The sequence below is a fragment of the Steroidobacter sp. genome, assembly GCF_036402275.1.
In the GTDB taxonomy this organism is placed as follows: domain Bacteria; phylum Pseudomonadota; class Gammaproteobacteria; order Steroidobacterales; family Steroidobacteraceae; genus Steroidobacter.
The window spans coordinates 117,123-143,088 of the sequence record NZ_DASWTF010000053.1; the positions used below are offsets into that span (position 1 = coordinate 117,123).

Here is a 25,966-nt window from a genome sequence, read left to right on the forward strand (position 1 = left end):
TTGCGACTTGCACGCGTGCCGCCGACGATGCGGACACGCGCAAACACTGTGGAAAGCGCTGGTTGGAGCGTTGCGTGGCCGCCGATGTGAGACTGCGTGCACTGCGCCTTGGGAACGTCGCGGACGCAGCTCACAAACCGCGCACCGTACCGTGTCGGGAGGTGACGATGCTGCGATTCCGGCATTGTCGTAGGCCTGCCCGGGTCCATCGCCGACAGCTCCTTTGATATTTCGTAACATCGAGCGCCTCACGATCCCGAGGTCGACGCCCAAGCTAGACTTTGCGGCATGACCCCGACGGCTCCATCCACCTCGACCGCCGGCCCGACGCGGCCTTTTAGCGTGTTCTTCGGCCATCAGTCGGTCGGCGCCAATATCGTGACTGGTCTCGCCGAATTGCCGGATACGGAGCGGCTCGCCGGACCTCGAATCTGTGATGCCCATCACACGAGCCACCGTGATGAGCCATCCGACACCCGCTGGCTGCTGATTCATTGCCCCGTCGGCCGCAATCGCGAGCCCCTCTCGAAGCTCGAAGAATTCGAGCGCCTGACGCGTGAGAAGTTCGCATGCGACGTCGATCTGGCGCTATTGAAATTCTGTTACGTCGATGTGACATCCGCGACGCCGGTCGAGGATTTGTTCCGTACTTACATAACTCGCATGAGCGCGCTTGCCCAGGCATTGCCGCAAATGCGCTTTGCGCATGTCACCGTTCCCCTGCGCGCCGTGCAACCGCGCTGGCGTGCAACGCTCGGTCGCGTCCTCGGAAGGTCGGATCCCGAGGTCGAGCACAACCGCGCACGTGAAGATTTCAATCGCAGGCTGCGCGAAACGGTGCCCCCACAAATGCTGTTCGACCTGGCCGCCATCGAATCGGGTCCGCAGTCCGGCTTCGACACCGCCCGGCCCCGCGCGCTGCATGCCCATTGGACCAATGACGGTGGTCACTTGAACGCCCCAGGCCGTAGAATCGCCGCGCGTGCTTTTGTGCAATTTCTCGAATCCCTGCGCTCCCCTGTATCAGTGTCCTGAGCTCCTATGTCCTCAGCGTTGACCCATCCCGAGTCGTCCCTGTCGCACTTGCCTGCGCCCGTCGTGAGCGAGGCTTCAGAACGCGCCGAATGGGATGGCTATCTCGCCCGCTGCCCCAGCGCGTCCTTCTATCACTTGTACGACTGGAAGGAAGTGAACTCGGCGGCGCTGGGGCATCGCTCGTTCTATCTGGTCGCCCGTCGCGGCGACGTCGTCACCGGCGTGTTGCCGCTGACGCTGGTGAGCAGTCGGCTGTTCGGCAAGATTCTGTGCTCCCTGCCCTTCGTGAATTTCGGCGGTCCGTGCGCCGACGATACCGACAGCCAGCGTGCGCTGCTCGATGCCGCGGTTGCTAAAGCCGAGGCGCTGCAAGTGGACTATCTGGAGCTGCGCAGTACGCAGACTCTGCCGGGCGAGTTGCCGGTTTCGCTGCGCAAGATCAGCATGACCATCGCTCTGAACGCCGATCCGGACGTGCTGTGGAACGGCTACACCAGCAAGCATCGCAAGAACGTGAAGCGCGCCTACAAGCACGGCCTGGAAGTGCGCAAAGGCGGTCTGGACCTGCTGCCGGTGTTCTATCAGATGATGGAGCAGTCCTGGCGCAACCTCGGCACGCCGCTGTACGGGCGCGACTATTTCGAGCGCGTGCTGCGTACTTTTCCCGAGCACAGCTCCGTATTTCTTTGTCATCGCAACAACGAGCCCGTCGCCGTGGCGCTCACCGGCTATTTCAACGGCGTGGTCGAGGGCCTGTGGGCCGGCGGCGGCCTGCTCGCCCGGCAGCTCGATGCGAACTTCGTGTTGTATTGGGAAATGATCCGCGACGCCTGCCTGCGCGGCTGCCACAGCTTTCACCTGGGCCGCTCCACGGCGGACTCGGGCGGTGAAGATTTCAAACGGCGCTGGAATGCGGAATCCCAGCAGCTGTATTGGTACTACCATCGGCCGGGGCAGCCCGGCGCCGCCATGCCGGCGCTCAACGTGGACAATCCGAAGTATCGACTGGCGATCGCCACCTGGCGCCGCCTGCCGCTGCCGGTGACGCGTCTGATCGGCCCGCCGGTCGCACGCCTCATTCCCTGATCTTCAAGCGACGGATCTTGCCTTGGGCTACATAGCACCTGCCGGCACGCGCGTTTCGCTCACCGATGTCCTCGTGGGACTCGGCGCTGGCATCGCTCCCACGAATGCCTTCGATCGTCTGCAGGGCGAGTTGGCTACGCGCGCGCGAAAACCTTTGTGCCGTCTGGTCGCATCCGGTCGCGCGGCCATGACGACCATCCTGCAGGTGATGCACGAGACCTCCGCGGATCGAGGCCGCAACGAAGTCATCGTGCCTGGCTACACGTGCTATTCGGTGCCGGCGTCGATTGCTCGCGCCGGGCTCAAGCCACGCCTGTGCGACATCGATCCTGGGACGCTCAGCTACGATCTGGCGGCTCTGGAACGTTTCGATTTCAGCCGCGTGCTGGCCATCGTCAGCGCCAACCTGTATGGCATCCCGAACGCCTTGCAAGACATCGAAGCGCTCGCCGCGCGGCATGGCGTATTCATGTTGGACGATGCAGCCCAGTCACTCGGCGCGAGGCTCGATGGCCGCGCGGTCGGCGGCTTCGGCGATGCCGGCCTGTACAGTTTCGACAAAGGCAAGAACATCACCACCATCCAGGGCGGCGCGATCGTTGCCGGACAGCCCCTTGCAGCCGCCATGGAGCGGCGCTGGCAGGCGCTCGACGCCGCGTCCACTGTCGAGACGCTGTCGCTGTCGGCCAAGATGCTGGTGTACGCAACGTTGCTGAGGCCCTCGCTCTACGGCTTCGTCCATCGCCTGCCCTTTCTGGGCCTCGGGCGCACGGCGTACGAGACGCGCTATCCCATCGCACGCTACAGTCGCGCCCTGGCGAGCCTGGCCGAGCGGCAGTATCGCCGTCTCGACTCGCTCAATGCGGTCCGAGTCTCCAACGCGGCCCGTCTGCGTGAGGCGCTCGGCGCAACACGCGGCGTGAGAACGGCGCAACTGCTGCCCGGAGCGGAGCCTGTGTACGCACGCTTTCCAATCTTCGTAAGCGATCCGGCGCGCCGTCCCGGCGTGGTCACCGCGCTCGATCGTGCGGGCATTGGAGCGACGACGTCCTATCCGAATGCGCTGGCGGACGTTCCGGAAGTGGCGGCGATGGTTCCTGCGCAGGACCTGCACACCCCCGGCGCGAGAGCCGTGGCGAACACCATCGTCACATTGCCCACCCATGGCTATTGCCCGCCGGATCTGGCCGCTCGTGCGGCTCGACTGGTGAGCGAACAACTCGACCGATGAGTTTCATCGACGCTGCTGCCCTGGTCTCTCCGCACACAAACGACAACCGCCTGGTCAGGGTAGACAATTGAAAGCGACTGTCCGACGGCTCATCGCGAGCGTCCTCTACTACTCCGGCGCCCTCTGGCTGCTGGCCGCGCGCAACTTGCGCGGACGCATCGTCGTGCTGATGTATCACCGCGTGCTGCCGAAGAACGTCGATTCTCATTCGGCGCGCGCCATCGTGGTGAGTGTCGAAACGTTCAAGCGGCAGATGCGCTTTCTGCGCCGGTTCTTCAATCCGCTCACGCTCGAAGAGTTCAACGAAGTTCTGCAGGGGCGCCGTCCGTTGCCACGCAACGCCTGCCTGGTGACATTCGACGATGGCTGGTTCGACAATCACGCCTATGCGCTCCCGTTGCTTCGCGAGCACAACGTGCCTGCCGTAATCTTCGCGGCGACGGGCTACGTGGGCACGGAACATTGCTTCTGGCAGGAGCGACTGACCCGAGCGTTGTTTCTGTTGCGCAAGCAAGCAAAGGCTGCGGCGCTGTTGAGCGAGATCGGCGGTGAACACCTCGCCCGAGTGGACGATGTCTCGGCACGCGATGCCGTGCGCTCGTTGGTCACGCAGATCAAATCGCGGCCGGCAGCAGAGATCGAATCGGTGACGGCGCGCGCCTTCGAACTCCTGCGCGAGTGCTCGTTGCCTACCGATCATGGCGACGATCGTTTCCTGACGTGGCAAGAGGCCGAAGAGCTCGCGCACAGTGAGGTGGTGCGGATCGGTTCGCATGCGCACTCCCACACCCCCCTGCCGCGACTCACGCAGATCGATTTGCAGAAAGAACTGATCGAATCGCGCAACGAGCTGATGCAGCGTCTGCGATCGCCCATCGAGAGCTTCGCTTATCCCAATGGCGACTACAGCCCGGAAAGCGTGAGCTCGGTGCGCCAGGCCGGATATTCGCTCGCCTTCACCACCGATGTGGGCTATGCGCACCCCGGCAGCGATCCCTTGCGTATTCCGCGCGTCAACATTCACGAGGGCGGCACGGCCACTTCGGCGGAGTTCCTGTGCCGGATCCTGCGCCTGCTATGACGACGCTGCGCGTACTGATCACTGACGCCGACAATCGTTCGGCCCTCGCCGCGACCCGCTCCCTCGGTGCGCGCGGCCATAAAGTCATCATTGCAGCGGAACGTCACCCCGCCCTGGCGTCGGTGTCGCGTTACGCCTCCGCCGTCGAGAGTTGTCCGAGTCCTTCGGCGGACCCGCAGGGCTTCGTAGCCGCCATCGTGCAGATCGCCGCGCGCCAGCGCATCGATGTGCTGCTGCCGATGACGGAGATCACGACGCTGTTGCTCACCGAACATCAGCATCTGCTGCCGGAACATTGCCGTCTGCCGTTCCCGCCGATGGAGTGCGTGGCGCGTGCTTCGAACAAAGCCTACGTCGTGCAGACGGCACATGAGCTGGGCGTTCCCATTCCAGCAACTCACATCGTGGATTCGGGCGCAGAAGCTGTGTCGCTCGCGGAAACGCTCACGTTTCCGGCCGTGATCAAGCCGGCTCGCTCGCGCGTGCGGACGGCGAGTGGTTGGATCTCAACTGCGGTCAGCTACGCCGCCACTCGCGAGATCTACGAACACAAGGTGCAAAATTTGCGCCCGGAGGAATATCCGGTCTTGATCCAGGAGCGGATCCAGGGTCCTGGCGTGGGCGTGTTTGCTTGTTTCGATCGAGGCAAACCCGTCGCGTGGTTCACGCATCGTCGAATTCGCGAGAAGCCACCTTCGGGCGGTGTCAGCGTGCTGCGTGAGAGCGCCCCGCTCGATCCGGCAGCTGTCGAGCACGCGACCAAACTGCTGACGCATCTCGGCTGGCACGGCGTCGCGATGGTGGAATTCAAACGCGACGATCGCGATGGCTCGCTGCGACTGATGGAAATCAACGGCCGTTTCTGGGGCTCGTTGCAATTGGCCATCGACGCCGGCGTGGACTTCCCCTCGCTACTCGTGGAGCTCGCGGCTGGCAGACATCCCGCGCCCATCCAGTCATATCGCGTCGGCGTGCGCAGCCGTTGGTTCTGGGGTGACGTGGATTCGTTGCTGACCGTCATGCTACGCAGCCGCGCATCGCTCAACCTGCCGCCGAATCATCCCGGGCGCCTGCGCACGCTGTGGAATTTTCTGAAGTTCGGCGGCAAGCATCAGCGCGATGAAATCCTGCGTTTGAACGATGCGCGTCCGTGGCTGCTCGAGACGCGTCGCTGGTTCATCGGCCGCTGAGCTTCACCGGCGAATCTTTTCCATCAAACCGCGGCCCGAGCGTAACAAACGTTCGGTGATGGCGGCTGCCGACTGGTCGGTCAGCTGATACGGATCGACCACTTCGACCGGACCCTCGCACAGCGCGCCCGCCCAGACATATTTGCGCGGATCCGCGCCCGCCTCCTGCAAGGCCGCCCAGTTGTGACGATCCATCAGCAGGATGGTGTCGGCCCATTCCAGATCTTCCTTTCGCACCACCGACGAACGATGCTGTTGGAGATCCACGCCGAGCCGTGCCGCCGCGGCGACGTGACGTTCGGGGCAAGGCCGGCCGCCTTTCGGATGAAAGCCTGCCGAGCGAACTTCGGCGACGCCCTGTAGAGCGTCGCTGAGATAGCAACCGAGAAATGCGCTTCGATAGATATTGCCGTAGCAAATGACGAGGATGCGGTTGACCGGCGCAGCCGCGAGGCGCGCTTGTGTATCGACGCGAGCGCGCCGGACCGCGCGTAGCGCCCCTACGCGACGTCGAATTTTGTTACAGATCGTCCGCAACGAAGTAGATACATTCATTACCAAGCGCCCGTTTTCCGCCCGCTATTATGCGGTGCGCATGGCTCACCGGCCATGGTCTTCGTGCCGTATCCGCACTTCCCCTCGTACGCTGGACATCCTCTCGCCGATAAGCGAAAACCTCGGGGAGGCTGATGCTCGACTTGTTCCGATCCGATCCCTTGGTCACCGAGTGGATGTGCGTTATGACAGTCGATGTACGGACCCGTGAAGAGCCCAAGCAAGTGCTCCAGCAAATGGAAGTGCACAGCAAATGGGTCGACCATTTCCGTGGTAAGGAAAACGAGCCCTTTTACGACCTCGCCTTCGATTTCATCGCCCGCCAGTTCGGACCGGCGACAGCCGATCCCGTGATCGACGCCGGTTGCGGCTCGGGCACGAAGTCCATGCATCTGGCCAGGCGCGGCTATAAGGTCCTCGGACTCGACATCTCCGAGTCCATTCTCGAGGAAGCGCGCAAGGCGGCCGCACAGGCCGGCGTCGCCTCACAGATCGAACTGCGACGCACCGATCTGACCAACATCGACCTCCCCGCTCAAAGCGTCAAGCGCGCCATCTGCTGGGGCGTGCTGATGCATGTGCCCGCGATCGACAAAGCCGTGGCGGAGCTGGCTCGCATCCTGGCGCCGGGCGGCACGCTCATCGTGAGCGAAGGCAATCGGCGCTCGCTGCAGGCGGTCGGTCTGCGGACGCTGAAGCGGCTGCTCGGTCGCGAGCGCGGCGAGCTCATCGATACTCCAGCCGGCCTCGAACATTGGGAAGAAACATCCTCGGGCCGCTTCATGACCCGGCAGGCCGACATCCCCTGGCTGATCCGCGAGTTCGAGCGGCATGGCCTGAAACTGGAGCGGCGTCAGTCCGGCCAGTTCTCCGAAATTTTCATGCTGCTGCCCTGGAAATTCGCCCGTCAGCTGGTGCACGGCTTCAACAACACCTGGTTCCGGGCGATGCCCTGGGCGGGTCCCGCTTATGGGAATCTTCTGGTGTTCCGTCGCCCGACCTCCTGACGGTGAGTTTGCGACGTATTCGCTGTATTGCGCCTCAACTCCCTGTATCGTTCCCGGATTGAACAGCGCGACCGCTTAAGCTGCGCCCGGGATGACGTTACTGCATCACCTCTTGGACCGCTCTGCCCGCCAATCGCCCCGCAAGGAAGCGGTGCGTTATCGAGGTGAAGCGGTTTCGTACGTGGCGCTGCAGGACCTGAGCATGCGCACGGCCGCAGGCCTGCAGGCTCTGGACGTCATCCGCGGCGATCGCGTGGTGATCTTTCTTCCCAATCGCCCTGAAGTGGTGGAAATCGCGCTGGCCTGCAGCCGCATCGGCGCGATCTTCATTCCCGTGAGCCCGATGCTACGCAGCCGCCAGCTCACGCACATCCTGCGCGACAGCGGCGCCACGACGCTCGTGGTCTCCGATTCCCTGCTGCCTTACGCCTTGCCGAGCATCGAGGACAGCCCCGCGCTGCTGAATGTCGTGCTGGTCGAGGCCAAACAAGCCCCGAGGAATATTCGCTCTCAGATTCGGCATCTGCGGATCGAGGAGCTGCGTTCGTACCAGCCGTTGCCTTCGAAGGCGATTGCGATCGATCGCGACCTCGCCGCCATTCTGTACACCTCCGGCAGCACCGGGCCCGCCAAAGGCGTGATGATTTCACATCACAATCTGGTCTCGGGCGCGGTCTGCGTATCAGAGTACTTGGAGAACACAGCCGAGGATCGCCTGCTCGCGGCCTTGCCCCTGAGTTTCGACTACGGGCTGAGCCAGATCACGACGGCATTTCACGTCGGCGCCTGCGCGACGCTCACGAATTACTCGATGCCTGCCGCCATCGTGCAGGAAGCCGCAGCCGAAAAGATCACGGGCCTGGCGGGCGTCCCCACCATGTGGGCGTATCTGGCGGCGGCCGAATGGCCTGCCGTGGCTCGCGATAGTCTCAGGTACATCACGAACTCGGGCGGCGCGCTGACTCAGACGCTCATTCGCTCGCTACGCACCCGCCTGCCCTCGGCCCGTCTGTATTGCATGTATGGACTGACCGAAGCCTTCCGCTCGACTTATCTCGATCCCGAGGAAATCGATCGCCGCCGCGGCTCCATCGGCAAGGCCATTCCCAACCAGGAAATCCTGCTGGTGCGTCCGGACGGCAGCCGCTGCGAGCCGGGCGAGACCGGCGAGCTGGTCCATCGCGGCTCATTGGTTGCTCGGGGCTACTGGAACAACGCCGAGGCCACCGCCAAACGCTTTCGTCCGGTGCCCGCGTGGGTGTCGACGGCCACTGCCGGCGAGATGGCGGTGTGGTCGGGCGATCTGGCCCGCACCGATGCCGACGGCTATCTGTATTTCGTGGCCCGCGCCGATCAGCTCATCAAGACGTCGGGTTATCGGGTGAGCTCCACGGAGATCGAAGACATCGTGAGCGAAGTCGACGGAGTGATCGAGAACGTGGCGCTCGGCGTCGCGGACGAGCTGCTGGGTCAGAAGATCGTGGTCGCCGTCGCCGGCAGCGTGAGTGGCGCCGAAGCTTTGATCGAGCGAATCCGCCGCCATTGCCGTCTGCATCTGCCGCCCTACATGGCCCCGGCCGACATCCACGTGCTGGAAGAGTTGCCCCGCAACGCCAACGGCAAGCCGGACCGCCCCGCCCTGGCGAAATGGATCGAGTCCTCCCGGACCGATTACGTCAGCCGCCAGGCTTGAGCGGCGCGGCTCCAGCCATGCCTCGACGCGGCTTGCGCGCCGGCACATTGCGTCCCAGCGCCTCTTCGAGGCTCACATTCATCGACTTGGCCACCATATTGCGCATCGAAAGCAGCAAGCCGGTGAGCACGAACACGTGCGGGTAATACGCCGCGGATAGGAAAGCGCCGGCGGTCGCGAAGCCCAGCGCCGCGCCACTGCTGAGCACCAGTGCTCGATTGGCGAACGCGAGCTTCGCCGGGTCCATATCGGGTCCGGCTCGCTTGCGCACGAAGCGTCGCATCTTGCCGTTCGCGCGGATGTTGCCCCAGGTCAGCACCAGGAACGTGATGATGCCCGGCAAGCCCAGCTCGCCGAGCACCAGGAAGTAGCTCGAGTGCGCCGTGAGCCAGGGCATGCCTTGAGCTTCGGGCGGCCGATACTTGGTGCCGAATGACACGGCATAGTGCCCCGCGCCGACTCCGGTGAGCGGATTGTCGAGGGCCATGCGCATGCCGGCTTTCCAGGCGGTGATGCGGCCCATCGCGGAGCCTTCGGTCTGGTAATTGGTGATGGTGCCGAGGCGCTGAAAATAGACCGGCGGCGCATAGATCATCACGACGATGGCGACCACCGCCACGCCGCCCAACACCGCCATCTTGCGCGGGCTGATCAGCCACAGATAGATCAGCACCGAACCCAATCCCAGCGCCGCACCTCGGGACTGCGAGGCGATGATCGCCAGCAACCCTACACCGACGCCCAACCACGCAAACCATCGTCCCCAGCGCGTGGTTGCCCCGATGGCCATGGAAATGGCGAACGGAATCAGAATACACAGCGACATCGAGAAGTCGTTACCGTCGCCGAGGAAGGTCGCGCCGATGATGTAATTGCGCTCGTCGGGATTCATCACGACGTTCGGATTCATCGCGAGCAGGAACAGGTGCGCCAGCAACAACGACGCGATCACGCCACGAAACCGCGCCTCGGTGGTGACGATGCGCGCGATCATGATGAATATGATCGCGTAGCCCACCACCAGCTTGAAAATGTTGAACACATACAAGCTCACGTCGGCGTGGAAAAACGAGAACGCGATCAGCGTGATGAAAATCGGGATCCACTTGGTGAAGGGATCCGCGAGGATCTCGCGCATCGGCCGCATGCCTGGCACGAAACAAGTGGCGAGGAACAGCGACAATGGGATCGCGCTGTACAGGAACGGCACTTGCAGAAACGAGAAATAACTTGCCGGGCGCGCGTATTCCAGGAACAGCGACAGCAGCAGCCAATAGTAGTAGATGCGAGTACTGCGCTCGCTGTCTTCGGGCGTGGCTTGCGCTTGCCGGCGCCGGTTCATGTGCTCACGCTGCAAAGTCTTTCGTAGACGTCCATGAGCCTGCGGGTCCGCACATCGAAGGAGAACTCCGCACACACGCGCGCATGCGCGGCGTCGCCCATCCTGGCGAACCCGTCCGAATCCCGCAAGTAGCGCTCGATTCCGGCGGTGAGCGCCTCGAGCGAGTGCGGCGGAATCAGCCACGCTCCCTTGCCATGCTCGACCACTTCGGCCGTGCCGCCCACCGCTGTTGCGACGATGGGCACGCGCAAATAGGCCGCTTCCAGGATCACGTTCGGCATGCCTTCCGTGAACGAGCTCTGCACCACCAGATCGATGTCGGCATAGAGTTTGGGCATGTTGTCGATGTAGCCCAGAAACTCGACGCGATCGGCGATGCCGAGCGATGCAGCCAGAGCCCGCAGTTCTGTCTCGAGCGGGCCGATGCCTGCGAACTTGAGCTTGAGCTGCGGATAGCGTGGCGCGAGCGCCGCCACGGCGCGAAGCAGAAGATCCTGGCCCTTCTCTGGCGACAGGCGCCCGACGTTCAACAAAGTCGCGCCGGCGCTGGTATCGCGCCGGGCGCGTTGCGTGTCGACGATCTCCCGCCCGTAGACGCCGAGCACCAGCGCGTTGGGCAGCACCTGCACCCGTCGGTCAGGCAGCCACCATCGGGGCACCAGATTGCGGGTGGCTTTCGAGACCAGAAAGACCACGTCGAATCGCGGCAGCACCAGTTTGTCGACCGCACGAAATATCTTTCCGCGCAGGTCGTTGGCGATCCAGCCGTGCGCCGTGCAGGCGAGCTTGATCGGGCGGCGCCGACGCACCAGCAGCGCGAGCACATTGGAACGAAACTCGCTCGTGTGGAGGATATCGATCTGGAGCCGATCGATGAGCTCGACGATACGATCGACCAGCGCGGAGGCAATGCCTCGCTGGTCCTGAATCACGTGAACATTGAGGCCGCGCGCCTGCGCGCCTTCCACCAGCGGATGTTTTCCGCCCGAGACAAACGCGCCGATGTGATATTCGACGCGCTGGGAATCGATGTGACTGCCGGTCTCGAGAATCGTGCGACCCGGACCGTCGACCCACGGCGAATCGCGAAGATGCAGGACGCGCAGCGGTCGTCTCGCCGGCATCATGTTGGCGGCGGCGTTCATTTGAATCGCTCGTCGAGCCAGCGGCCGGTGAGCGCCTTCGCCTGCGCCATCCAGGACGGATCGCCCAGCACGTGGTTCGCCTGCGGAATGACCTCGACGGTCAGCAGCGATGCGAATTTTTCCAGCGCGGCGCGCCACGGCGCGACGAACTTCTCCTGATATTCGAATTGCAGGCGGTCCGCGCCGCTGAAGATCAGCAACGCCGGACGGTTCCGCTGCAGCAGTCCAAACATCGCAGGCGGATATTTCGGATTGAGATTGGCGGCGGTCGCGGTCTCCGGCGGGGGCACGCGCGTGTCGGCGATCGCCTTGCCCTTGGAACCCGCGCCGGGCAGGTTCGGAAACAGCGAACGCAGGATGGAGCGGAAGTCGCTCTTGAAGCTCAACAGCCGGAGCCACGCGGCAGGATTCAACAGCTTGGAAAGATACGTTCCACGCATGTCCCGCAGCTGGCCCTGCGTCATGTTCTGCGATTCGTGCTGACCGGAGGCATCCAGCACGACGGGAATGCCAATGGCGTACAACGCCGCCACCGACTCATCGACCTCGGAAGCGAGCAGCCCCGTCAACGCGCCACCGCACAGGCCGCCAATGACGAAACGTTTCTTGCCGTGCTCACTCTGGAGCCACCGCAAGGCACTGCGCGCATCGTCGATGTGACGGCCGAGTTGCACCTGCCGATACAACTGATCCAACTGTTGCTCTTGCAGGTCACCTTCGGAATCGCCGAGGCCATAGAAATCGACACGCATGACCGCGATGCCGCGCTGGAGAAACTCACCCGCGAGCTTGCGGTACAGGCGGTGCGGAGCGACGCGCATCTTCACGCCGGGGGACAACAGCACACAGGCGAGATCCGTCTTGGGCGCTTCCGGCGGCGGCAACTCGAACATGCAGTGCAGCGCATGCCCCGCGCTGTTTCGTATCGAAACGATCTGCTCGCTCATGTCATCAGCCCATTGAGCCATTCGAGCGTGTCGGCGGTGAACCCGCCGGCCCGCTTGTGAAATTGCTTGGTCTCGCGCCAGAACGGCGGCTCGCTCTCCAGGGCGAGCTGCAACTGCGGGCGAGTCGATGCCAGTTCCATCAGCGGCTGCGACGGCGCGGTCTGCTCGCCTTTGGGCACTTCGATGAGCAGCGCCGGGCCCTGTAACAGCTCCGGCTGCTGCGCCCAACGCAGCGCCGCGATGCCTCGATACATATCGGCCGTCAGGCCATAGCCGTCGACGACGACAGTCTCGCCATCGAGGATCGCCTTGACCAGCGCATCGCGCATGCGTGTGACCTTACCCTGCGTCGCCATCTGAGTGGTCATGTTCGAGCGCAGGAGCTGACCGAAGTAATCCTCGCCATCCAGGATGGGATCCCAGATAGCAACGCCTCGCACGCTGCTCGCCGCTCGCGTCTGCGCGACGGCTGCGATCGAGCCGCCCAGGCGATGTCCGAGGAGCACGACGTCACGATCCCACCAACGCTCGTGTGCGGCAGTGATCGCACGCAAGGTGTCTTCGATGCGCGTCTCGATCGATGACTGCTCGAAATCGAGCGCACTGTCGCCTTCCCCACGCATATCGAAGCGAAGGACGTTGTAACCTGCCTGTGCTGCCTCACGCGCAAAGGTCACGTAGACGCGATGCGACCACAGCTTCTCCTCGGCGAAGGCATGGCACATCACTATCGTTGCGCGCGCCGACTGTGCCGCCGGATGCAGGAACGCGAACAGCCGCTCATCGCCCGAGCCTAGAAAGACCGGCTCTTCCACCAAACTCCGCACCGCGTTCACCCCGGTCTCCTCGTCGGCTCCCAAATCTCGACCCGGGACCCGGACAGCCACAACGCGAGCGCCTTGAGCGCCGCTGCATTCACCAGGACGAAGAACGCGCCGAGACGCACCAGCGACACTTTCGCTGCGAACGAGGGCCACTTCAAACCGGCAATCGCGGCGACGTACATCGCCGCCTGACCAATGAACATCACGAGATACAACGGGTCCGAACGCAGCGTCCATGCTGCCACCAAACATCCGATCATCGGCAATGGCGCGAGCCATCGCATCAACTTGTGCGACCAGAGAATGAAGCTGAACGCGGGATAGCCGAAAGGATTGAGCAGGCTGGCGTTACCGAACAGCGCCGTGAGTCCGCGCTGAAACGTGCGCACCTTGCGGGTGAACTCGGCGCTTTGACTGGAGGTCGCAGTCATCGAGCCGCGCGCCAACGGCTCCGCCAGCGCGCGCTTGCCCGCTTTCACGGTCACGAGCACAGACAAAAAGTCCGGCGCCATGCCGGCGACGAATGGCTTGCACAACTCGCGGCGCTGAGCATAGAAGCAGCCGCTTGCGCCGGCGATCGAGTGCAGCTTGGCTTCTTCCCGGCGCAGCAGCAGTTCGAGGCGTCCATACAGACCTTCGGTCTGCGTGCCCTCGATGTAGTCCTCGCCGGAAACACAACCGATCGCAGGATCCGTGAAATGCGCGAGCAGCGCACGCAGCGACTGTCGCTCCAGAATGATGGCGGCGTCGGTGAACACGATGATCTCACCGGTCGCGCGATCGAGTCCCGCGTTGAGTCCCGCGGCCTTGCCCGAGCGTGTCGGCAGATTGAACGTGGTGACGGAATCGAAGCGCGCTGCGCGCTCCAGAGTGTCATCCGTGCAGGCATCCCCGATGACCAGGATCTGGATCTTGTCTTTGGGATAGTCCAGCTCCGCGAGATTGCGCAGCCTCGCCTCGATCCGCCGTGCCTCGTTGTGCACGGGCAGGATCACCGTGATGGTGGGCTCGTAACGATCGGCCGCCGCATGAGTCTTGCGGCCCGCGAGCCGGTTGATCGCAACCAGCAGCGCGGGATAGATCGCGTACGGATACGCGATCGCCCCCAGGCACACCCAGAAAAACGTCTCCACTTGCATCGCTCCGAAGCGAGCCTCGCTTAGACCTTGATTTCGTCGACCGGCTCGACCAGCTGCGGCTTCAGGTGCATGTAACGGGTCGCGCGTCGCTTGGCTTCGATGTCGCGATACACGTTGGCCGCCTGCGCCGGCGTGATCTTGATCGCTGCCGCCAGCTCCTCGGCGGTGTAGCCGTGGTTGAGCGCGTACAGCGCGATATCCATCTGCTGATAAGGCAGTGCGAAGTAGAACTCGTCCTGACCCTGCGCGAGGCTGTAGGTGTCGGTGGTCGGGATGGCGTTGCAGATCTCATCCGGCAGCTTCATGTGCCGGGCGAGCGCATACACCTGAGTCTTGTACAGGTGCGCGATCGGCTTCACGTCGGCGCTGCCGTCGCCGTTCTTCACGAAAAAGCCCTGGTCGTATTCGAGCCGGTTCGGCGTGCCGATGACCGCGTAGTTCAGCCGATCGGCGTGGAAATATTCCACCGTTTTACGGATGCGCTGCTTGTGATTGGTCGCCGCGACAATCTGCAGATATTCCGGCAGCGGCAGGCGCGCCTGCTTGGTCTCCCCCTTGGGGGATTGCACGACCAGCTGGAAATGATTGATCTGCCCTTCCAGGCCGCCGCTGATGACGATCTTGTTCTTCCAGCCCTCGCCGTACTCCGGGAACACTTTGCGGATGGCGTCGTCGCGCCACTTGTAACAACCGATGCCTTCCAGCGCCGGCGCGATATCGAACACTTCGTAGCGGATGCCGAGATGCTCGGCGAGCTGGCGGCCGCGAGCCGTGCTGAAGCCGGACGAATCGCGCTCGGGCAGCATCAGGCCGTACACCTTGTCCTTGCCGAGCGCCTTGACACACAACGCCGAGCTCACCGAGCTGTCGATACCGCCGGACATGGCGCACACGAAGCCGCGGCGGCCCACATCCTTGGCAAGAATCGAGCGCAAGCGCGTGGCGATCGTCTCGATGACACGATCGTTGTCCATCTCCAGCACCGATGCATCGAGCGGCTTGCGTGCGGCCATGAATACCTCTAAAGACTTATTAGTTGAGCGACTGATTAGTTGAGCTGGGCGAGCTTGAAACGTTGAACCTTGCCGGAAGCGGTGCGCGGCAGCGCCGCGGCGAACTCGACGGTCTTCGGCACTTTGTAGTTCGCAAGATGCTGACGGCAGTGCGCCTTCACGCCCATCAGATCGGCGGGCACGCCTTCACGCAGCACGATGACAGCCTTGATCGCCTGGCCCAGCACGGGATCCGGAATGCCCGCGACGGCGACTTCCTGCACGCCGGGGAACGTGGCGAGCACTTCCTCGACTTCCTGAGGACTCACGCGGAACGCGCCGACTTTGATCATGTCGACGGCGCGGCCGTCGATGTATAGAAAACCTTCGTCATCGAAGTGACCGAGATCGCCCGTGTGCAGCCATCCCTCCTGCAACACCTGCGCGCTCAATTCGGGCTGACGCCAATAGCCGAGCATGACATTCGGGCCACGTGCGCAGATCTCGCCCACCTCGCCCGCCGGCAGCACGCGGCCTTCGGCGCGTACTTGGATTTCAACGCCCGCAAGCGGCTTGCCCACCGAGCCTAGCTTGCGTTCGAGCTCGGTCGGATCGAGATAGCTCAGACGCGCCGTCGCCTCGGTCTGGCCATACATGATGAACACTTGTGTGTGCGGCAACTGCTGCCGCAGCTTTTCGATCTGAGCGCGGGGCATGGAGCCGCCAGCCTGCGTGATGTAACGCAGATGAGAAAGATCGAAGTCGCTCAGCTGACAGCGGCCGAGCAGCAACGCAAACGTCGAGGGCACGCCCGGAAAACCCGTGACGCGTTCATCCTGCATCCGTCGCAGCGTCTGCTGAGGAAATGCAAAATTATCTTCCAGCAACAGTTGCGCGCCCGCGATCAGATTGCTGTTCAACACCGAGCTGCCATAGGAGAAATGAAATGGCAGCCCGCACAGAACCTTGTCGGAGCGATCGATCTTCAGATAGGCGGCGATGGTGCGGGCATTCGCGACCAGATTGCCGTTGCTCAACACCACACCCTTGGGGCGCGCCGTGGTGCCCGAGGTGTAAATCATCATGGCGGGCGCGGCAGTCGCCAGATCTCGCAGCTCGGGCTGCGCCTCGCCCATGGCCGAACAAAACTGATCGCACCCCGCACTGCCCGGCTGCAAATCCACGGTCACGATCAGCGACACGATGTTCGAAATCGCCGCCGACAACGCGCCCCACTCCGGATGTTGAGGATCCGCGATCACGACGCGGCAATCGGCGTGCTCGATCTGTCGTGACAAGACGGTGGCACGCTCCTGCACGTTCAGCGGCACAGCCACGCAACCTGCGGCCATGACGCCGAAGTAGCTGGCGACATACTGAGGAGAATTGCGCACGAACAGGGCGACTCGCGAGCCTGGCGTGATGCCGCTGCGAACGAGCATTCCCTGCGCACAGCCGACGGCACGACGCAGCTCGGCATACGTCCACACACCGCCATGCCACGACAACGCTGGCGCGTCCGGCGTTTGCCGGGCGCATGCGTCGAAGTCGTGAACCAGCGAGGTAGTCATGAGACGTGGTGGCGCAGACGATCGGTTATGCCGCCTGACGCTTGGACTGCACGAAGGCGGCGATTTTGTTCACGCCGTCCAGATTGTCCGGAATCATTTCCTCGTCCTTGACCTTCACGCCGAGCTGCTCTTCGATGAAAAAAATGATTTCCAGCATGCCGGTGGAATCGACGATGCCGCGCTCGAGCAGCGAGTCGTCCAGGCCCAGCGCCGACTTGTCATCGGTGAACAGGTAGTTTTCCAGGATGAAGGCGCGGACTTGTTCACGCAGCGCGTCGGTCATGTCGATTCCTCGGTTATCACTAATGGCTGACACGCGAGCGGCGATGCCCGCGCACGAATTTGTTACTCGAACTTCCGGCCCGCGACGAACTGCGCGTGCCACAACTGGGTGGACAGGATGCCGACGAAGGCCATGTTGTCGCGAGCGGCCGGCACCTTGGCCCGCTGCAGCTTGGCGACCAGGCGCGCGACCTTATCGGCGTCGAAGTAGCCGTAGCGCGCGATACCCTGTGGGCTCATCAATTCTGTCACATATTCGGGCGGCTGTGAGCCGACGAAGGCCGCGGCGTCCGGCGCCCGGTACGGCTGCTTGTGTCGCTGCAGAATCGCCGCAGGCAAGCGCTCGCGCATCGCCTGTTTCAGCAGGTGCTTCTCCTTCAGCACGCGCATCTTATAGCGGGGGTGCAAGCGGTTGGCGAACTCGATCAGGCGATGGTCGAGGAACGGGAAACGCCCTTCCACCGAGCTCGCCATCAGCATGCGGTCGCCCTGCGCGGATAACAGATAGCTCGGCAGCAAGGTCTTGGCTTCGAGGTATTCGCCACGATTGAAACGATGCCACGAGCGCACCTGCGCGGGCAGCGAATCGCGCAATCGTTCCACCGCCGAGCCTTCCACCCGGCCGCGCAGATCGTCGGACCAGAACAATTTGCATTGAGCCGTGGTCGCCCAGCGCGGCAGATGCGAAAAGCAGGGATCGTTCGGGTTCTGCAAGCCGACGCCGAAGAATTCCTTCAGATACGCCGCGCTCTGCGCCGATGTGAGATTCAGATACGGATACAGCCGCTTCAGCAGTCCCGGACGCCAGCTCGATTCGGGCTGCTGCGCCCAGAAGTGCCGCACCTTGGCTTCCTTGAAAATATCGTAGCCGCCGAGCACCTCGTCGGCGCCCTCGCCGGTCAGTACGACTTTCACATCCGAGCGACGCACCAGGCCCGAGAGCATCTGCATCGGCGCCGGCGCCGTGCGCAGCACTGGCATCTCGCTGTGATAAATGGTCCGGGGAAACGCCCGGGCGATGTCGGCCGTCGAACACTGCACGTGATTGTGCGAGGTTCGCAGATAGTCGACGACTGTACGTTGGTGCACCGACTCGTCGAGCCCGGCGTCGTCGAAGCCGATCGAGAACGTGCGCAGCGTCTGCGGTACGCGTTCCTGTAACAGCGCGACCAGCGTCGAAGAATCGAGACCGCCCGACAAGTACGCGCCGACCGGTACGTCCGCTCGCAAGCGCAATCGGGTGGCGTCGGACAGAATCTCGCGCAGCTCGTGTTCGAGATCGGCCTGGGAGCCGCGGCGATGCTCGCCCGGTTCGGGGAAGCTCCACTCCCAATACTTCTTGTGGGCGATCCTGCCGTTCTCGACGATCAACATCTCGCCGGGGCCGAGTTGGTTGATGCCCTGGAACATGGTTCGCGGCGCCTGGGGCGCCCAGAACGTCATCAGCTCATCGATGCCGTGCGGATCGAGCGCTGCCGGCACTGCGCCGCTGGCGAGAATGGACTTGACTTCCGAGGCGAACACCAGCTCGTCGGCCGTCTTCGCGTAATACAAGGGCAAGATGCCGGCGCGGTCGCGGACCAGCAGCATGCGGCGCTTGAGCTGATCCCAGATCGCGAACGAGAACTGGCCGTTCAACTCATCCACGAAACGATCGCCCAGCTCCTCGTAGAGATGCACGATCACTTCGGTATCGGTGTGGGTGTAGAAGCGGTGACCGCGCCCTTCGAGGAACTGGCGCAGCTCGATGTAATTGAAGATCTCACCGTTGTAGGTGATCCACACCGTGCGCCGGCCGTTGTGGATGGGCTGCGCGCCGCCGCCGATGTCGATGATGCTCAGGCGCGCGTGGCCGAGGCCGACGCCGGGTTCGATGTGATAGCCGTCGCCATCGGGGCCGCGATGGGCGATCGCCTGCACCATGCGCTCGAGCCGGGATTGCTCAGGCAGCCGCTGCGCATCGAAATATAGGGTGCCTGCTATGCCACACATGCTGTGAAATCGAGGTGAAAACCGCTGGCGCCGACGCCGCGGCGATTGTCCGGGATTTTGCCATTTGCGCGCGTGACCGGGGTCACGGGCGAGGACCGTCAGGTGTCAACCCCAGCGACAGTCGCTGCCTTCCGCTCGCCCGCGCGGCTGGATGTTTACCCAGACGCCGGACCACGGCGCCCATTATGTCAGCGCTGAGCGCAATCATGCCCCGTATGTTGTACGGGTAGAAAGCCAACGTGCCATAGTCCCGTTGGTCACGCGCCCATATTGTCAGCCAGGGCTCCGCGCTGCCCAACATCTCGAAGGTCTTAAGGCCCAGGCCGAAGGCCTCGCGCAGCGCCTCCCACATCAGCTGGATCCCGGGCGAATGCTCGGCCCAGCGCTCGTCGTAGCCGATCTTCAGCACCCACCAGCGCTGGGCGTACACGGCGGCAATCTGCATGGCGACGGGCACGCCGTCCAGCCGCAGGAAGCAGAGGCGCAGCTCGCCTTCCTTCGCGAGCCGCTGCGCCAGCAGGCGATAGAAGCCGCCCAGACGTGCATTGGTCAGCATGGCGCTGCCATTGCGCCCCTTCCAGCTCGATGCTTCGACCTGCATGGCTTCCGTGAAACTCGCGTCCACGGTGGCCACGGTCGGCGTTTGGATCTCGACAGTCACCTTCCCCGATTTCTCGAGGCCTCGTCGGGCGCGGCGGTAGTCCTGCCGTCGACGCGACGAAAGGGTCTCGATGTACTGATCCCACGACCCGGCAATGCGCACGAACGGTGCGCCGGATGCACCGAACTGCAGTAGCCGCCCTCGCCCGCGCGCTGCCGTTTTGAATGTCGCCAGCAAAGGATCGTGGACTGGGATGCGTTGGAGGTGGACCGGGCGGCCGGCATCGATGACGGCGCGGCACAGCTCCGTCAAAGAGGCAGAATCGCGATATCCAAAACCGCAGGGCTCGAACAGCACCGCCGCACCGGCGATTTCGCTGCGCTCTAGCACTGAGCTCGAGGCGAGGGCCAGCGGGGCCGAGGCGACGACTTCGCCGTCGCGAAACAACTGGATCCAGCGGAGCGCGCCCGGCTCGTAGAGAGTTTCCGCCGCGGTCGCGAGCCACTGCGGCGACAGGCACAGCTCCTGTGCTGGCTGCGGCAGTCTCCCCCAACACGAGAGCCACGAGTCGAGCGACTCAACTCGCCGCAGGGTCTCGACGGTGTCGCGCGTCGAGACCATCGAGATCACTCACGAACGGCGAGTCGTCGCATGCCATGCACGCTCGCTCGCAGAGCCATCAGGAGCAAGCCGCTGCCGGGAATACCGGCCACGGTGCGTAGCAGAGATTCCTTGATCGAGGACTCGACGCGAAGCGTCCTGGCCCGTTTCAAACTGGCGCGCGCCTGCTCGCCCCTGCCGGAAAGCAAATGCTGTTTGGCCGCCTGCAGCAGCAACCGATACTGGACCTCGTCGACCTCGTCGCCCTGCTTGGAATAGAACGGACGATCGGCCCGCCACAGCCGATCGATCATCGCGATCCGCCGGCCGAGTTGAACGCTGGAGTCGACGCGCGTCAGTCGCACGGCGTCTTCGTGACTACGATTGAAGGTCGTTTCCAGGTCGGCGTACACGCAGCCGCGCTCCTTCGACAAGCGCGAGAAGAACTCCCAGTCGCCGCAGGTCGAATCGAACTCGTGCAATCGCAGTCCCGCCGCTAGCGCCGAGGAGCGGATCAGCGCGGTGCTTGGCAAGACATAGGGATTGAACAGCGATGCGCCGTAGATATCGCCGCCGCTGACGCTGAAATCCCTGGAAGGCTGCGAGGAGAGCGCGATTCCGAGCGAAGAAAACTGCTGCCGCCATTGAAACGGATCGGGCCGCTCGGACTCGTGCTCGAACCAGGTGCCGAGTCCGTCGATGCGCCGCTCGCCGATCTCGGGCGTGGGGCCTTTGAAAATGTAAAAGTTCGAGAACGTGAAGCCCACGTCGCTGAACTTCTTCAGCAACGCCACTTGCAGCTCGATCTTGTACGGCTCCCACAGATCGTCGCTGTCGAGCAGCGCGAGATATTGCCCCTTCGCTTGTTTGATGCCGACATTGCGAGCGGCGTTGACGCCCGCATTCGGCCGGCGCGAGTAGCGGATCCGACTGCCATAAGACTGCATGACCGCGGCCGTGTCGTCCGTCGAACCATCGTCGACCACGACGATCTCGATCTCGCGATAGGTCTGTTTCAATACGCTCTCGACCGTCTCGCGCAGCAGCGCCGCGCGGTTGTAGGTCGGAATGATGACGCTGACCAGAGGATGGTTGTTCATCGCGCCGCGTTCGTCTTGGTCATCGTCATGGCCATCGAACGCAGCCCGCGCACGCCTCGACGTGCACGGCCCATGCCTCGCCGGATCCAGCGCCAGGCGCGAGCGCGCCACGCATTCGGCAGGCTGTGGTACATCCTTAGTGTCTCGTTGAAGCGGGACATGTTGGCGAAACGATCCTTGAACGGCTCATCCCCGATGGTGAAATCCACCTCGCGTCGCGAGCGCGCCATGCCGTCCTCGATCAGCTTACGAGTCAGCAGCAGGCCGGGCGAATGCTCCGCGTAGCGTACCTCGAACGAGGGTTTGTACCAGGTGATGCTGCCGAAATAATCGAAGCCGAAATGAAACGCAATGGGCTGACCGTTGAACTCCACCACCGAGAACAGCAGCCAGCCGGCGGAGTTCAACGCAGCCGCGAGCGCCACATAGAACGCGCGCTGATGTGCGGATTCGAACAGGCTCGCCCGCCCTGCCGCGTGATAACGCCGGGCGTGCTGATCGAAGAACACGGGCAGCTGGCTTTGAATCTCCGCGGGCGACGACAAGTGCCGAAACTGCACTTCGCCGCGCGAGGCAAACCAGTTCAGCGGCCGCTTCATGCTGTATTTTTTCAGCAGGCGCTCGGCCTCGTGCTGCTCGGATTGCAGCTGCAAGGACGGACAGCGCAGCACGGCCTCGTTCACCAGATACAACTGGTGCGCGGCGCCGATGCGGCGCAAGTGGATCAGTGTGCTGGATTGACTGGGGATATTGCACAACCACGCAGAGCGCCAATGAGCAGCGTGCGCGTGCAGGAAATCGCAGATCGCCACCATGGCGGCGGCCTTGTGCTCGGGCAGCACCACGACATCCTGATAGTCGGCGTTGCCCGTACCCACAAATTCCAGGCGCGCCCCGACCAGCAGCCGTCGGCGCAGCATCAGCGGGACAAAGCCGATGACCTGGTCGTGAGCTCGTAGCAGCAGAAAAAACAGCTGATGCGCGGCTCCGAAGGTTTGCCACCAGGCATCGAACCATTCGTAGGTCTGAAAAATGGAATTGGTTTCGTTGCGAGCGACCAGCGCGTTCCACGCAGCGGCCTGCAACGGAACGTCGGCGCGATTTCGAATGAGCTCGATGGAGATCTGGCCGGCCGAGATTATGGTATCGGAGTCACGCGTTACGAGGGATCCCGTGGCCGCCGATATATCCAACGGGGCGCGGGATGCCGGGTAGGGAAACGCGTGCGCACGCATGGTGCCGATGAAACCAACCGCCGAGTCCTTGCTGTCGAGTATAAGTTACAACAAGGAACAGAAATCAACTGCTGACTACGTCACACGGACACTGCAGCTATCGTGCCGACGGGCGCGGCTTCCAGATGTGAACGCAGCACGTCTCTGACGGTGGTGAATTTAAATTCGCCGATCAAGCGCGTGAGCCGCGCTTCGCACACATGCAGGTTGGTGTAATGTCGGAATCGCGACAGCCAGCTGGCGTTGAAGCGCGGCTGGTCGGCGTCGATTTCCCATGGGTGCAAATAGAAAATGAACGGCTGGTCTTGATTCTCGTTGATGGAGCGCAGGCCCCAGCGCGTGAACCAGTACGGCAGCAGGCGGAAATATCCACCGCCGGCCACGGGAACGCGCCGCCCGAGCAACTGCGCGGTGGACAGCGGAAATTCCACGATCGAGGCGCCACTCTTGCCGTGCATCAAACCTGGACGCGTCGACGCGCCCGGAATGCCATAGCGATCGTGCGCGATGGGAAAGATGCTCGAGTCGTAGCGGAAGCCCAACTCGCACAGGATGTCGATGGCCCACAGCGACTGCGCCGTGATCGAGTAGCTCGCCGCTCGATAGCCGAGCACCGGCGCGCCGATCAGATCCTCCAGCAGCGCTTTGGATTCGTTCGTTTCCTGGCGAAAGACTTCGGGGGTCTGGCGATACACCAGCTCATGGGTCAAACCGTGACAGGCGACTTCATGACCGGCCGCGTGAATGCGTTTGATCAGCTCCGGCGAACGCTTGGCCACCCAGCCGAGCACGAAAAACGTGGCGCGTATGCCCTGCTTGCCGAACAGATCGAGCAGCCGATTGGTGCTCTGTTCGGCGCGATATTCCATGCGATCCCAATCGTCGCGACGAATGACTTCGGCCAGCGCCGACACATGGAAGTAATCTTCCACGTCCACGGTCATCGCGTTGTAGTGAGGCTGCCGCATACGAAAGTCAGCGCTGCGCCGGGGCGTCTCCGGCTCCCCAGTAATACGCCAGGGTCAGAAACACCCGATTCTCCTGATACTCGCCCGAGGCGTCGTTCGTGTCGCGATCGTAACGCTCCGCGAGCAGCCGCCAGCCGAGCGTCCGGAATGCGCGCCAGCTGAGCGCAGCGCCGTAGCGCAGCTCGTCGGATTGCAGTCCGGTGCTCTGGAACTCCTCGTCATAGAGCGCGGCCGTGAGCTCGAAATCGAGCGTCCGAGCCATCCGCCGCGTGAACGAAGCGCTGTACACCTTGCCCTTGCGGTCGAGCTGCGATTGCGTTTCGTAGTCGTCGTCGGTCAACGAGGCGCCGAGCGTGAAGCCGGTACGATTACGGAAGAATCGATATTCCAACGACGCCACGCGATTCTCGAACGGATCGGAAGTGGCGGTGATCTGACTGCCTGCACCCACTATGCCGCCAGCGAGCCCGCCGCGCAGCGCGTCGCCGGCATCGCCGAGTTGCGAGCTCAGCGTCAGCTGCAACGTCGAGGATGCGGACAGATCGCGGGCCACGGAAACATTCACCAGCGCGCTGCCCGACGTATCGTCGCTGCCATCCAGCTCCAGCCAGGTGTAACCGACGTTGGCCGTGATCAAGGTCCGGGCGGCGTCGAGTTGGTAGCCGACGAAGGCGCTCTTGCGTTCGTAATCGGTGTTCACGTCCGAGTCGAAGTCGATTTCCTCGGCGACGCCGTTCAAGGTGAGCTCGGTGCGCTCGGATGCCCGGCGACCCAGCGTCAGGCCGGCCGTGGTCCGCTCGGCGTCGAGCGGGCTGGTCTCGTACGTGGTCTGCGACCAGCGTCCGAACAACTGGGCAAAGCCGGTCGCGCCCAAACGCACCATCAGATTCGGGCCGGTGGAAAAGAAATTCAGATCTTCGCGGGTTTCGGGCGTCGTGGGCGCGAACGGATCGTCCTGCGCCTGGCCGAAACTGTCCTCAAACACCCACTGCAAACGATCCGCGAGCAGGTCGACGGCGAGCGAGCCATTCGCCGTGCCGACCACCTCGCTTTCGAAGGTGTTATCCAGATATTCGAAATAGCTCAGGTCGACGGTGGCTTCGCCGTCGATGCGACGGGTGCGTTGGTCCCAATCCAGCTGCAACCCGGCAGTGCCGATGGTTTCTTCGACCTTGTTGGCGTTGTTGCGCCGAATGTTGTCAGAGTAGCCGACACCGACCTCGGCGACCGCCTGCAACTCCGCGCGCGCCGCGCTGCTCAAGAGCACTGCCATGACGCCGGCGGCAAGGCCTGCGGCCCGCGTTGCACCCAGCTTCCCCATGAATGCCTCTTGCTCGTTGCTGCGTTCAGCCCGTTTGGCCGCGCTGGCCAGCGGGCGGGATGTCGTCGGTAAGATCGCCCTCGCCTTCGGCACGGCCCTGCTCTGCGTAGCTGTACCGATAGTAGTAGCCTGGACGGACGGGTTCATCCGTCTGATTCAACACCAATCCGATGGACTTGCCTTCGCCCAAGAGGTCAATGGCGTCGAGCACCGCGCTTTGCGGAGTCACGCCGGCGCGCACCACCAGGACGATCTGCCCGACCATGCCGGCCAGGGAAATGGCTTCGCTGGTGACCAACAGCGGCGATGAATCGAACAGCACGATGCGATTGGGATCGCGCGCCGTGATCTGACTTGCGATCGTTTCCATGCGTGAGCTGGCGAGCAGCTCGGCGGCGGTGTCGCTCGCCTTGCCCGCCGGCAGCAGGCTCAGGCCCGGCACGTCGGTCGGCAGAATCGTCGACTCGACGTCGAGGCTTTCATCGCGCAGCAGATCCATCAAACCCGGGTTATTGTGGACGCGGAAGGTCCGGCTGAGGTGCGCCTTCGCGACGTCGGCGTCGACCAGCACCACGGACACGTCCTTTTCCAAGGCGAACGACATGGCCAGGTTGATGCTCGTGAACGTCTTGCCATCGCCGGGCATGGCGCTTGCGATCATGATGCGATGGCCGTTGGGAAGTTTCGGCACGCCGCGGCCCAACGCATTGGTGATCAGCGGGCGCTTGATCTGACGATATTCGCCGGCGAGCTGACGCTCCTGGCTCAGCGGCGGCAGCAGCTCGGCGCGACGCAGCTCTTCGCGATCGATGCGCACGACCTGCGAAGGACGCGGCGGCTCGGCCGGACGCGGAGCCACGCGCGTCACATTCACCGCCTGCGTAACAACCGGCGGCGGAACGGCTGCCGGGCGCGGTGTGATGTCCAGCGTGATGGTGTTAGAGCTCGCCTGCGACGCCGAGCCCGGCGTCTGCGCCCGCGATTCCTGGATCTTCTTCAGTGCTCGTTCGACGAGACTCATCGTAACCT

Annotated in this window: 23 protein-coding genes; 7 read left to right on the forward strand and 16 right to left on the reverse strand. The window is 63.3% G+C overall.

Going from position 1 to position 25,966, the window contains the following annotated elements:
* Nucleotides 1-288: 288 nt before the first annotated feature.
* The 5 genes from VGD45_RS32320 to VGD45_RS32340 all read left to right on the forward strand — a co-directional run bounded on the left by VGD45_RS32320 (nucleotide 289) and on the right by VGD45_RS32340 (nucleotide 5,623).
* Nucleotides 289-1,035: a hypothetical protein gene (locus tag VGD45_RS32320; RefSeq protein ID WP_331159544.1), complete on the forward strand. Its 747-nt coding sequence runs from the start codon at nucleotides 289-291 to the stop codon at nucleotides 1,033-1,035.
* Between the two features lie 6 nt (nucleotides 1,036-1,041).
* Nucleotides 1,042-2,121 carry a FemAB family XrtA/PEP-CTERM system-associated protein gene (locus tag VGD45_RS32325; protein WP_331159545.1) on the forward strand — a complete coding sequence of 360 codons (1,080 nt, stop codon included), beginning with the start codon at nucleotides 1,042-1,044 and terminating at the stop codon, nucleotides 2,119-2,121.
* A 22-nt stretch (nucleotides 2,122-2,143) separates the two neighbouring features.
* Nucleotides 2,144-3,352, forward strand: a complete 1,209-nt coding sequence (locus tag VGD45_RS32330) for a DegT/DnrJ/EryC1/StrS family aminotransferase (protein ID WP_331159546.1) — start codon at nucleotides 2,144-2,146, stop codon at nucleotides 3,350-3,352.
* A 67-nt stretch (nucleotides 3,353-3,419) separates the two neighbouring features.
* The gene (locus tag VGD45_RS32335) at nucleotides 3,420-4,433 is read left to right on the forward strand and encodes a polysaccharide deacetylase family protein (protein WP_331159547.1); all 1,014 of its coding nucleotides are present in this window, start codon (nucleotides 3,420-3,422) and stop codon (nucleotides 4,431-4,433) included.
* Complete coding sequence (locus tag VGD45_RS32340; RefSeq protein WP_331159548.1) at nucleotides 4,430-5,623, forward strand: ATP-grasp domain-containing protein; 1,194 nt, start codon at nucleotides 4,430-4,432, stop codon at nucleotides 5,621-5,623. The genes VGD45_RS32335 and VGD45_RS32340 overlap by 4 nt, the downstream gene beginning before the upstream one ends.
* 3 nt (nucleotides 5,624-5,626) lie before the next feature.
* On the opposite strand, the gene VGD45_RS32345 is transcribed toward VGD45_RS32340, so the two are convergent.
* On the reverse strand, nucleotides 5,627-6,178 hold the full coding sequence (locus tag VGD45_RS32345; protein WP_331159549.1) for a hypothetical protein: 552 nt from the start codon (nucleotides 6,176-6,178) through the stop codon (nucleotides 5,627-5,629).
* A 185-nt stretch (nucleotides 6,179-6,363) separates the two neighbouring features.
* Here VGD45_RS32345 and VGD45_RS32350 point away from each other — a divergent pair, with 185 nt between their 5' ends.
* Complete coding sequence (locus tag VGD45_RS32350; protein ID WP_331159550.1) at nucleotides 6,364-7,185, forward strand: class I SAM-dependent methyltransferase; 822 nt, start codon at nucleotides 6,364-6,366, stop codon at nucleotides 7,183-7,185.
* Nucleotides 7,186-7,276: 91 nt separating this feature from the next.
* Nucleotides 7,277-8,878, forward strand: coding sequence for an acyl-CoA ligase (AMP-forming), exosortase A system-associated (locus VGD45_RS32355; protein WP_331159551.1), 1,602 nt, complete (start codon nucleotides 7,277-7,279; stop codon nucleotides 8,876-8,878).
* Here the strand turns inward: VGD45_RS32355 and VGD45_RS32360 are convergent.
* The 15 genes from VGD45_RS32360 to VGD45_RS32430 all read right to left on the reverse strand — a co-directional run bounded on the left by VGD45_RS32360 (nucleotide 8,862) and on the right by VGD45_RS32430 (nucleotide 25,958).
* Complete coding sequence (locus VGD45_RS32360) at nucleotides 8,862-10,220, reverse strand: O-antigen ligase family protein (protein WP_331159552.1); 1,359 nt, start codon at nucleotides 10,218-10,220, stop codon at nucleotides 8,862-8,864. The genes VGD45_RS32355 and VGD45_RS32360 overlap by 17 nt on opposite strands.
* Nucleotides 10,217-11,365 carry a glycosyltransferase family 4 protein gene (locus VGD45_RS32365; protein ID WP_331159553.1) on the reverse strand — a complete coding sequence of 383 codons (1,149 nt, stop codon included), beginning with the start codon at nucleotides 11,363-11,365 and terminating at the stop codon, nucleotides 10,217-10,219. Before VGD45_RS32365 ends, VGD45_RS32360 begins: the two co-directional genes overlap by 4 nt.
* On the reverse strand, nucleotides 11,362-12,312 hold the full coding sequence (locus VGD45_RS32370; protein WP_331159554.1) for an alpha/beta hydrolase: 951 nt from the start codon (nucleotides 12,310-12,312) through the stop codon (nucleotides 11,362-11,364). Before VGD45_RS32370 ends, VGD45_RS32365 begins: the two co-directional genes overlap by 4 nt.
* Nucleotides 12,309-13,148, reverse strand: coding sequence for an alpha/beta fold hydrolase (locus tag VGD45_RS32375; protein ID WP_331159555.1), 840 nt, complete (start codon nucleotides 13,146-13,148; stop codon nucleotides 12,309-12,311). The genes VGD45_RS32370 and VGD45_RS32375 overlap by 4 nt, the downstream gene beginning before the upstream one ends.
* A complete protein-coding gene (locus tag VGD45_RS32380) occupies nucleotides 13,145-14,269 on the reverse strand; it encodes a glycosyltransferase (protein ID WP_331159556.1) in 1,125 nt (374 codons plus the stop codon). Before VGD45_RS32380 ends, VGD45_RS32375 begins: the two co-directional genes overlap by 4 nt.
* A gap of 26 nt (nucleotides 14,270-14,295) precedes the next feature.
* Nucleotides 14,296-15,288: an NAD(+) synthase gene (gene nadE, locus VGD45_RS32385; protein ID WP_331159557.1), complete on the reverse strand. Its 993-nt coding sequence runs from the start codon at nucleotides 15,286-15,288 to the stop codon at nucleotides 14,296-14,298.
* A gap of 35 nt (nucleotides 15,289-15,323) precedes the next feature.
* On the reverse strand, nucleotides 15,324-16,838 hold the full coding sequence (locus VGD45_RS32390) for a class I adenylate-forming enzyme family protein (RefSeq protein ID WP_331159558.1): 1,515 nt from the start codon (nucleotides 16,836-16,838) through the stop codon (nucleotides 15,324-15,326).
* A 25-nt stretch (nucleotides 16,839-16,863) separates the two neighbouring features.
* Nucleotides 16,864-17,121, reverse strand: coding sequence for an acyl carrier protein (locus tag VGD45_RS32395; protein WP_331159559.1), 258 nt, complete (start codon nucleotides 17,119-17,121; stop codon nucleotides 16,864-16,866).
* A gap of 62 nt (nucleotides 17,122-17,183) precedes the next feature.
* Nucleotides 17,184-19,112, reverse strand: a complete 1,929-nt coding sequence (asnB, locus tag VGD45_RS32400; RefSeq protein ID WP_331159560.1) for an asparagine synthase (glutamine-hydrolyzing) — start codon at nucleotides 19,110-19,112, stop codon at nucleotides 17,184-17,186.
* A gap of 82 nt (nucleotides 19,113-19,194) precedes the next feature.
* Complete coding sequence (locus VGD45_RS32405; protein ID WP_331159561.1) at nucleotides 19,195-20,334, reverse strand: GNAT family N-acetyltransferase; 1,140 nt, start codon at nucleotides 20,332-20,334, stop codon at nucleotides 19,195-19,197.
* Between the two features lie 5 nt (nucleotides 20,335-20,339).
* Nucleotides 20,340-21,413, reverse strand: a complete 1,074-nt coding sequence (locus tag VGD45_RS32410) for a glycosyltransferase family A protein (RefSeq protein WP_331159562.1) — start codon at nucleotides 21,411-21,413, stop codon at nucleotides 20,340-20,342.
* Nucleotides 21,410-22,648, reverse strand: a complete 1,239-nt coding sequence (locus VGD45_RS32415) for a GNAT family N-acetyltransferase (protein ID WP_331159563.1) — start codon at nucleotides 22,646-22,648, stop codon at nucleotides 21,410-21,412. The genes VGD45_RS32410 and VGD45_RS32415 overlap by 4 nt, the downstream gene beginning before the upstream one ends.
* A gap of 80 nt (nucleotides 22,649-22,728) precedes the next feature.
* Nucleotides 22,729-23,616 carry an XrtA system polysaccharide deacetylase gene (locus tag VGD45_RS32420; RefSeq protein ID WP_331159564.1) on the reverse strand — a complete coding sequence of 296 codons (888 nt, stop codon included), beginning with the start codon at nucleotides 23,614-23,616 and terminating at the stop codon, nucleotides 22,729-22,731.
* A 7-nt stretch (nucleotides 23,617-23,623) separates the two neighbouring features.
* Nucleotides 23,624-24,937 (reverse strand): hypothetical protein, encoded by a 1,314-nt coding sequence (locus VGD45_RS32425; RefSeq protein ID WP_331159565.1) that lies wholly within the window; start codon nucleotides 24,935-24,937, stop codon nucleotides 23,624-23,626.
* A gap of 25 nt (nucleotides 24,938-24,962) precedes the next feature.
* A complete protein-coding gene (locus tag VGD45_RS32430; RefSeq protein WP_331159566.1) occupies nucleotides 24,963-25,958 on the reverse strand; it encodes an AAA family ATPase in 996 nt (331 codons plus the stop codon).
* Nucleotides 25,959-25,966 lie beyond the last annotated feature (8 nt).

Coding starts and splice junctions, on each gene's coding strand:
- VGD45_RS32370 (WP_331159554.1), bottom strand. CDS start 12,312: ATGAGCGAGCAGATCGTTTCGATACGAAACAGCGCGGGGCATGCGCTG.
- VGD45_RS32430 (WP_331159566.1), bottom strand. CDS start 25,958: ATGAGTCTCGTCGAACGAGCACTGAAGAAGATCCAGGAATCGCGGGCG.
- VGD45_RS32360 (WP_331159552.1), bottom strand. CDS start 10,220: ATGAACCGGCGCCGGCAAGCGCAAGCCACGCCCGAAGACAGCGAGCGC.
- VGD45_RS32355 (WP_331159551.1), top strand. CDS start 7,277: ATGACGTTACTGCATCACCTCTTGGACCGCTCTGCCCGCCAATCGCCC.
- VGD45_RS32325 (WP_331159545.1), top strand. CDS start 1,042: ATGTCCTCAGCGTTGACCCATCCCGAGTCGTCCCTGTCGCACTTGCCT.
- VGD45_RS32320 (WP_331159544.1), top strand. CDS start 289: ATGACCCCGACGGCTCCATCCACCTCGACCGCCGGCCCGACGCGGCCT.
- asnB (WP_331159560.1), bottom strand. CDS start 19,112: ATGTGTGGCATAGCAGGCACCCTATATTTCGATGCGCAGCGGCTGCCT.
- VGD45_RS32415 (WP_331159563.1), bottom strand. CDS start 22,648: ATGCGTGCGCACGCGTTTCCCTACCCGGCATCCCGCGCCCCGTTGGAT.
- VGD45_RS32395 (WP_331159559.1), bottom strand. CDS start 17,121: ATGACCGACGCGCTGCGTGAACAAGTCCGCGCCTTCATCCTGGAAAAC.
- VGD45_RS32350 (WP_331159550.1), top strand. CDS start 6,364: ATGACAGTCGATGTACGGACCCGTGAAGAGCCCAAGCAAGTGCTCCAG.
- VGD45_RS32420 (WP_331159564.1), bottom strand. CDS start 23,616: ATGCGGCAGCCTCACTACAACGCGATGACCGTGGACGTGGAAGATTAC.
- VGD45_RS32405 (WP_331159561.1), bottom strand. CDS start 20,334: ATGGTCTCGACGCGCGACACCGTCGAGACCCTGCGGCGAGTTGAGTCG.
- VGD45_RS32425 (WP_331159565.1), bottom strand. CDS start 24,937: ATGGGGAAGCTGGGTGCAACGCGGGCCGCAGGCCTTGCCGCCGGCGTC.
- nadE (WP_331159557.1), bottom strand. CDS start 15,288: ATGGCCGCACGCAAGCCGCTCGATGCATCGGTGCTGGAGATGGACAAC.
- VGD45_RS32410 (WP_331159562.1), bottom strand. CDS start 21,413: ATGAACAACCATCCTCTGGTCAGCGTCATCATTCCGACCTACAACCGC.
- VGD45_RS32365 (WP_331159553.1), bottom strand. CDS start 11,365: ATGAACGCCGCCGCCAACATGATGCCGGCGAGACGACCGCTGCGCGTC.
- VGD45_RS32345 (WP_331159549.1), bottom strand. CDS start 6,178: ATGAATGTATCTACTTCGTTGCGGACGATCTGTAACAAAATTCGACGT.
- VGD45_RS32340 (WP_331159548.1), top strand. CDS start 4,430: ATGACGACGCTGCGCGTACTGATCACTGACGCCGACAATCGTTCGGCC.
- VGD45_RS32390 (WP_331159558.1), bottom strand. CDS start 16,838: ATGACTACCTCGCTGGTTCACGACTTCGACGCATGCGCCCGGCAAACG.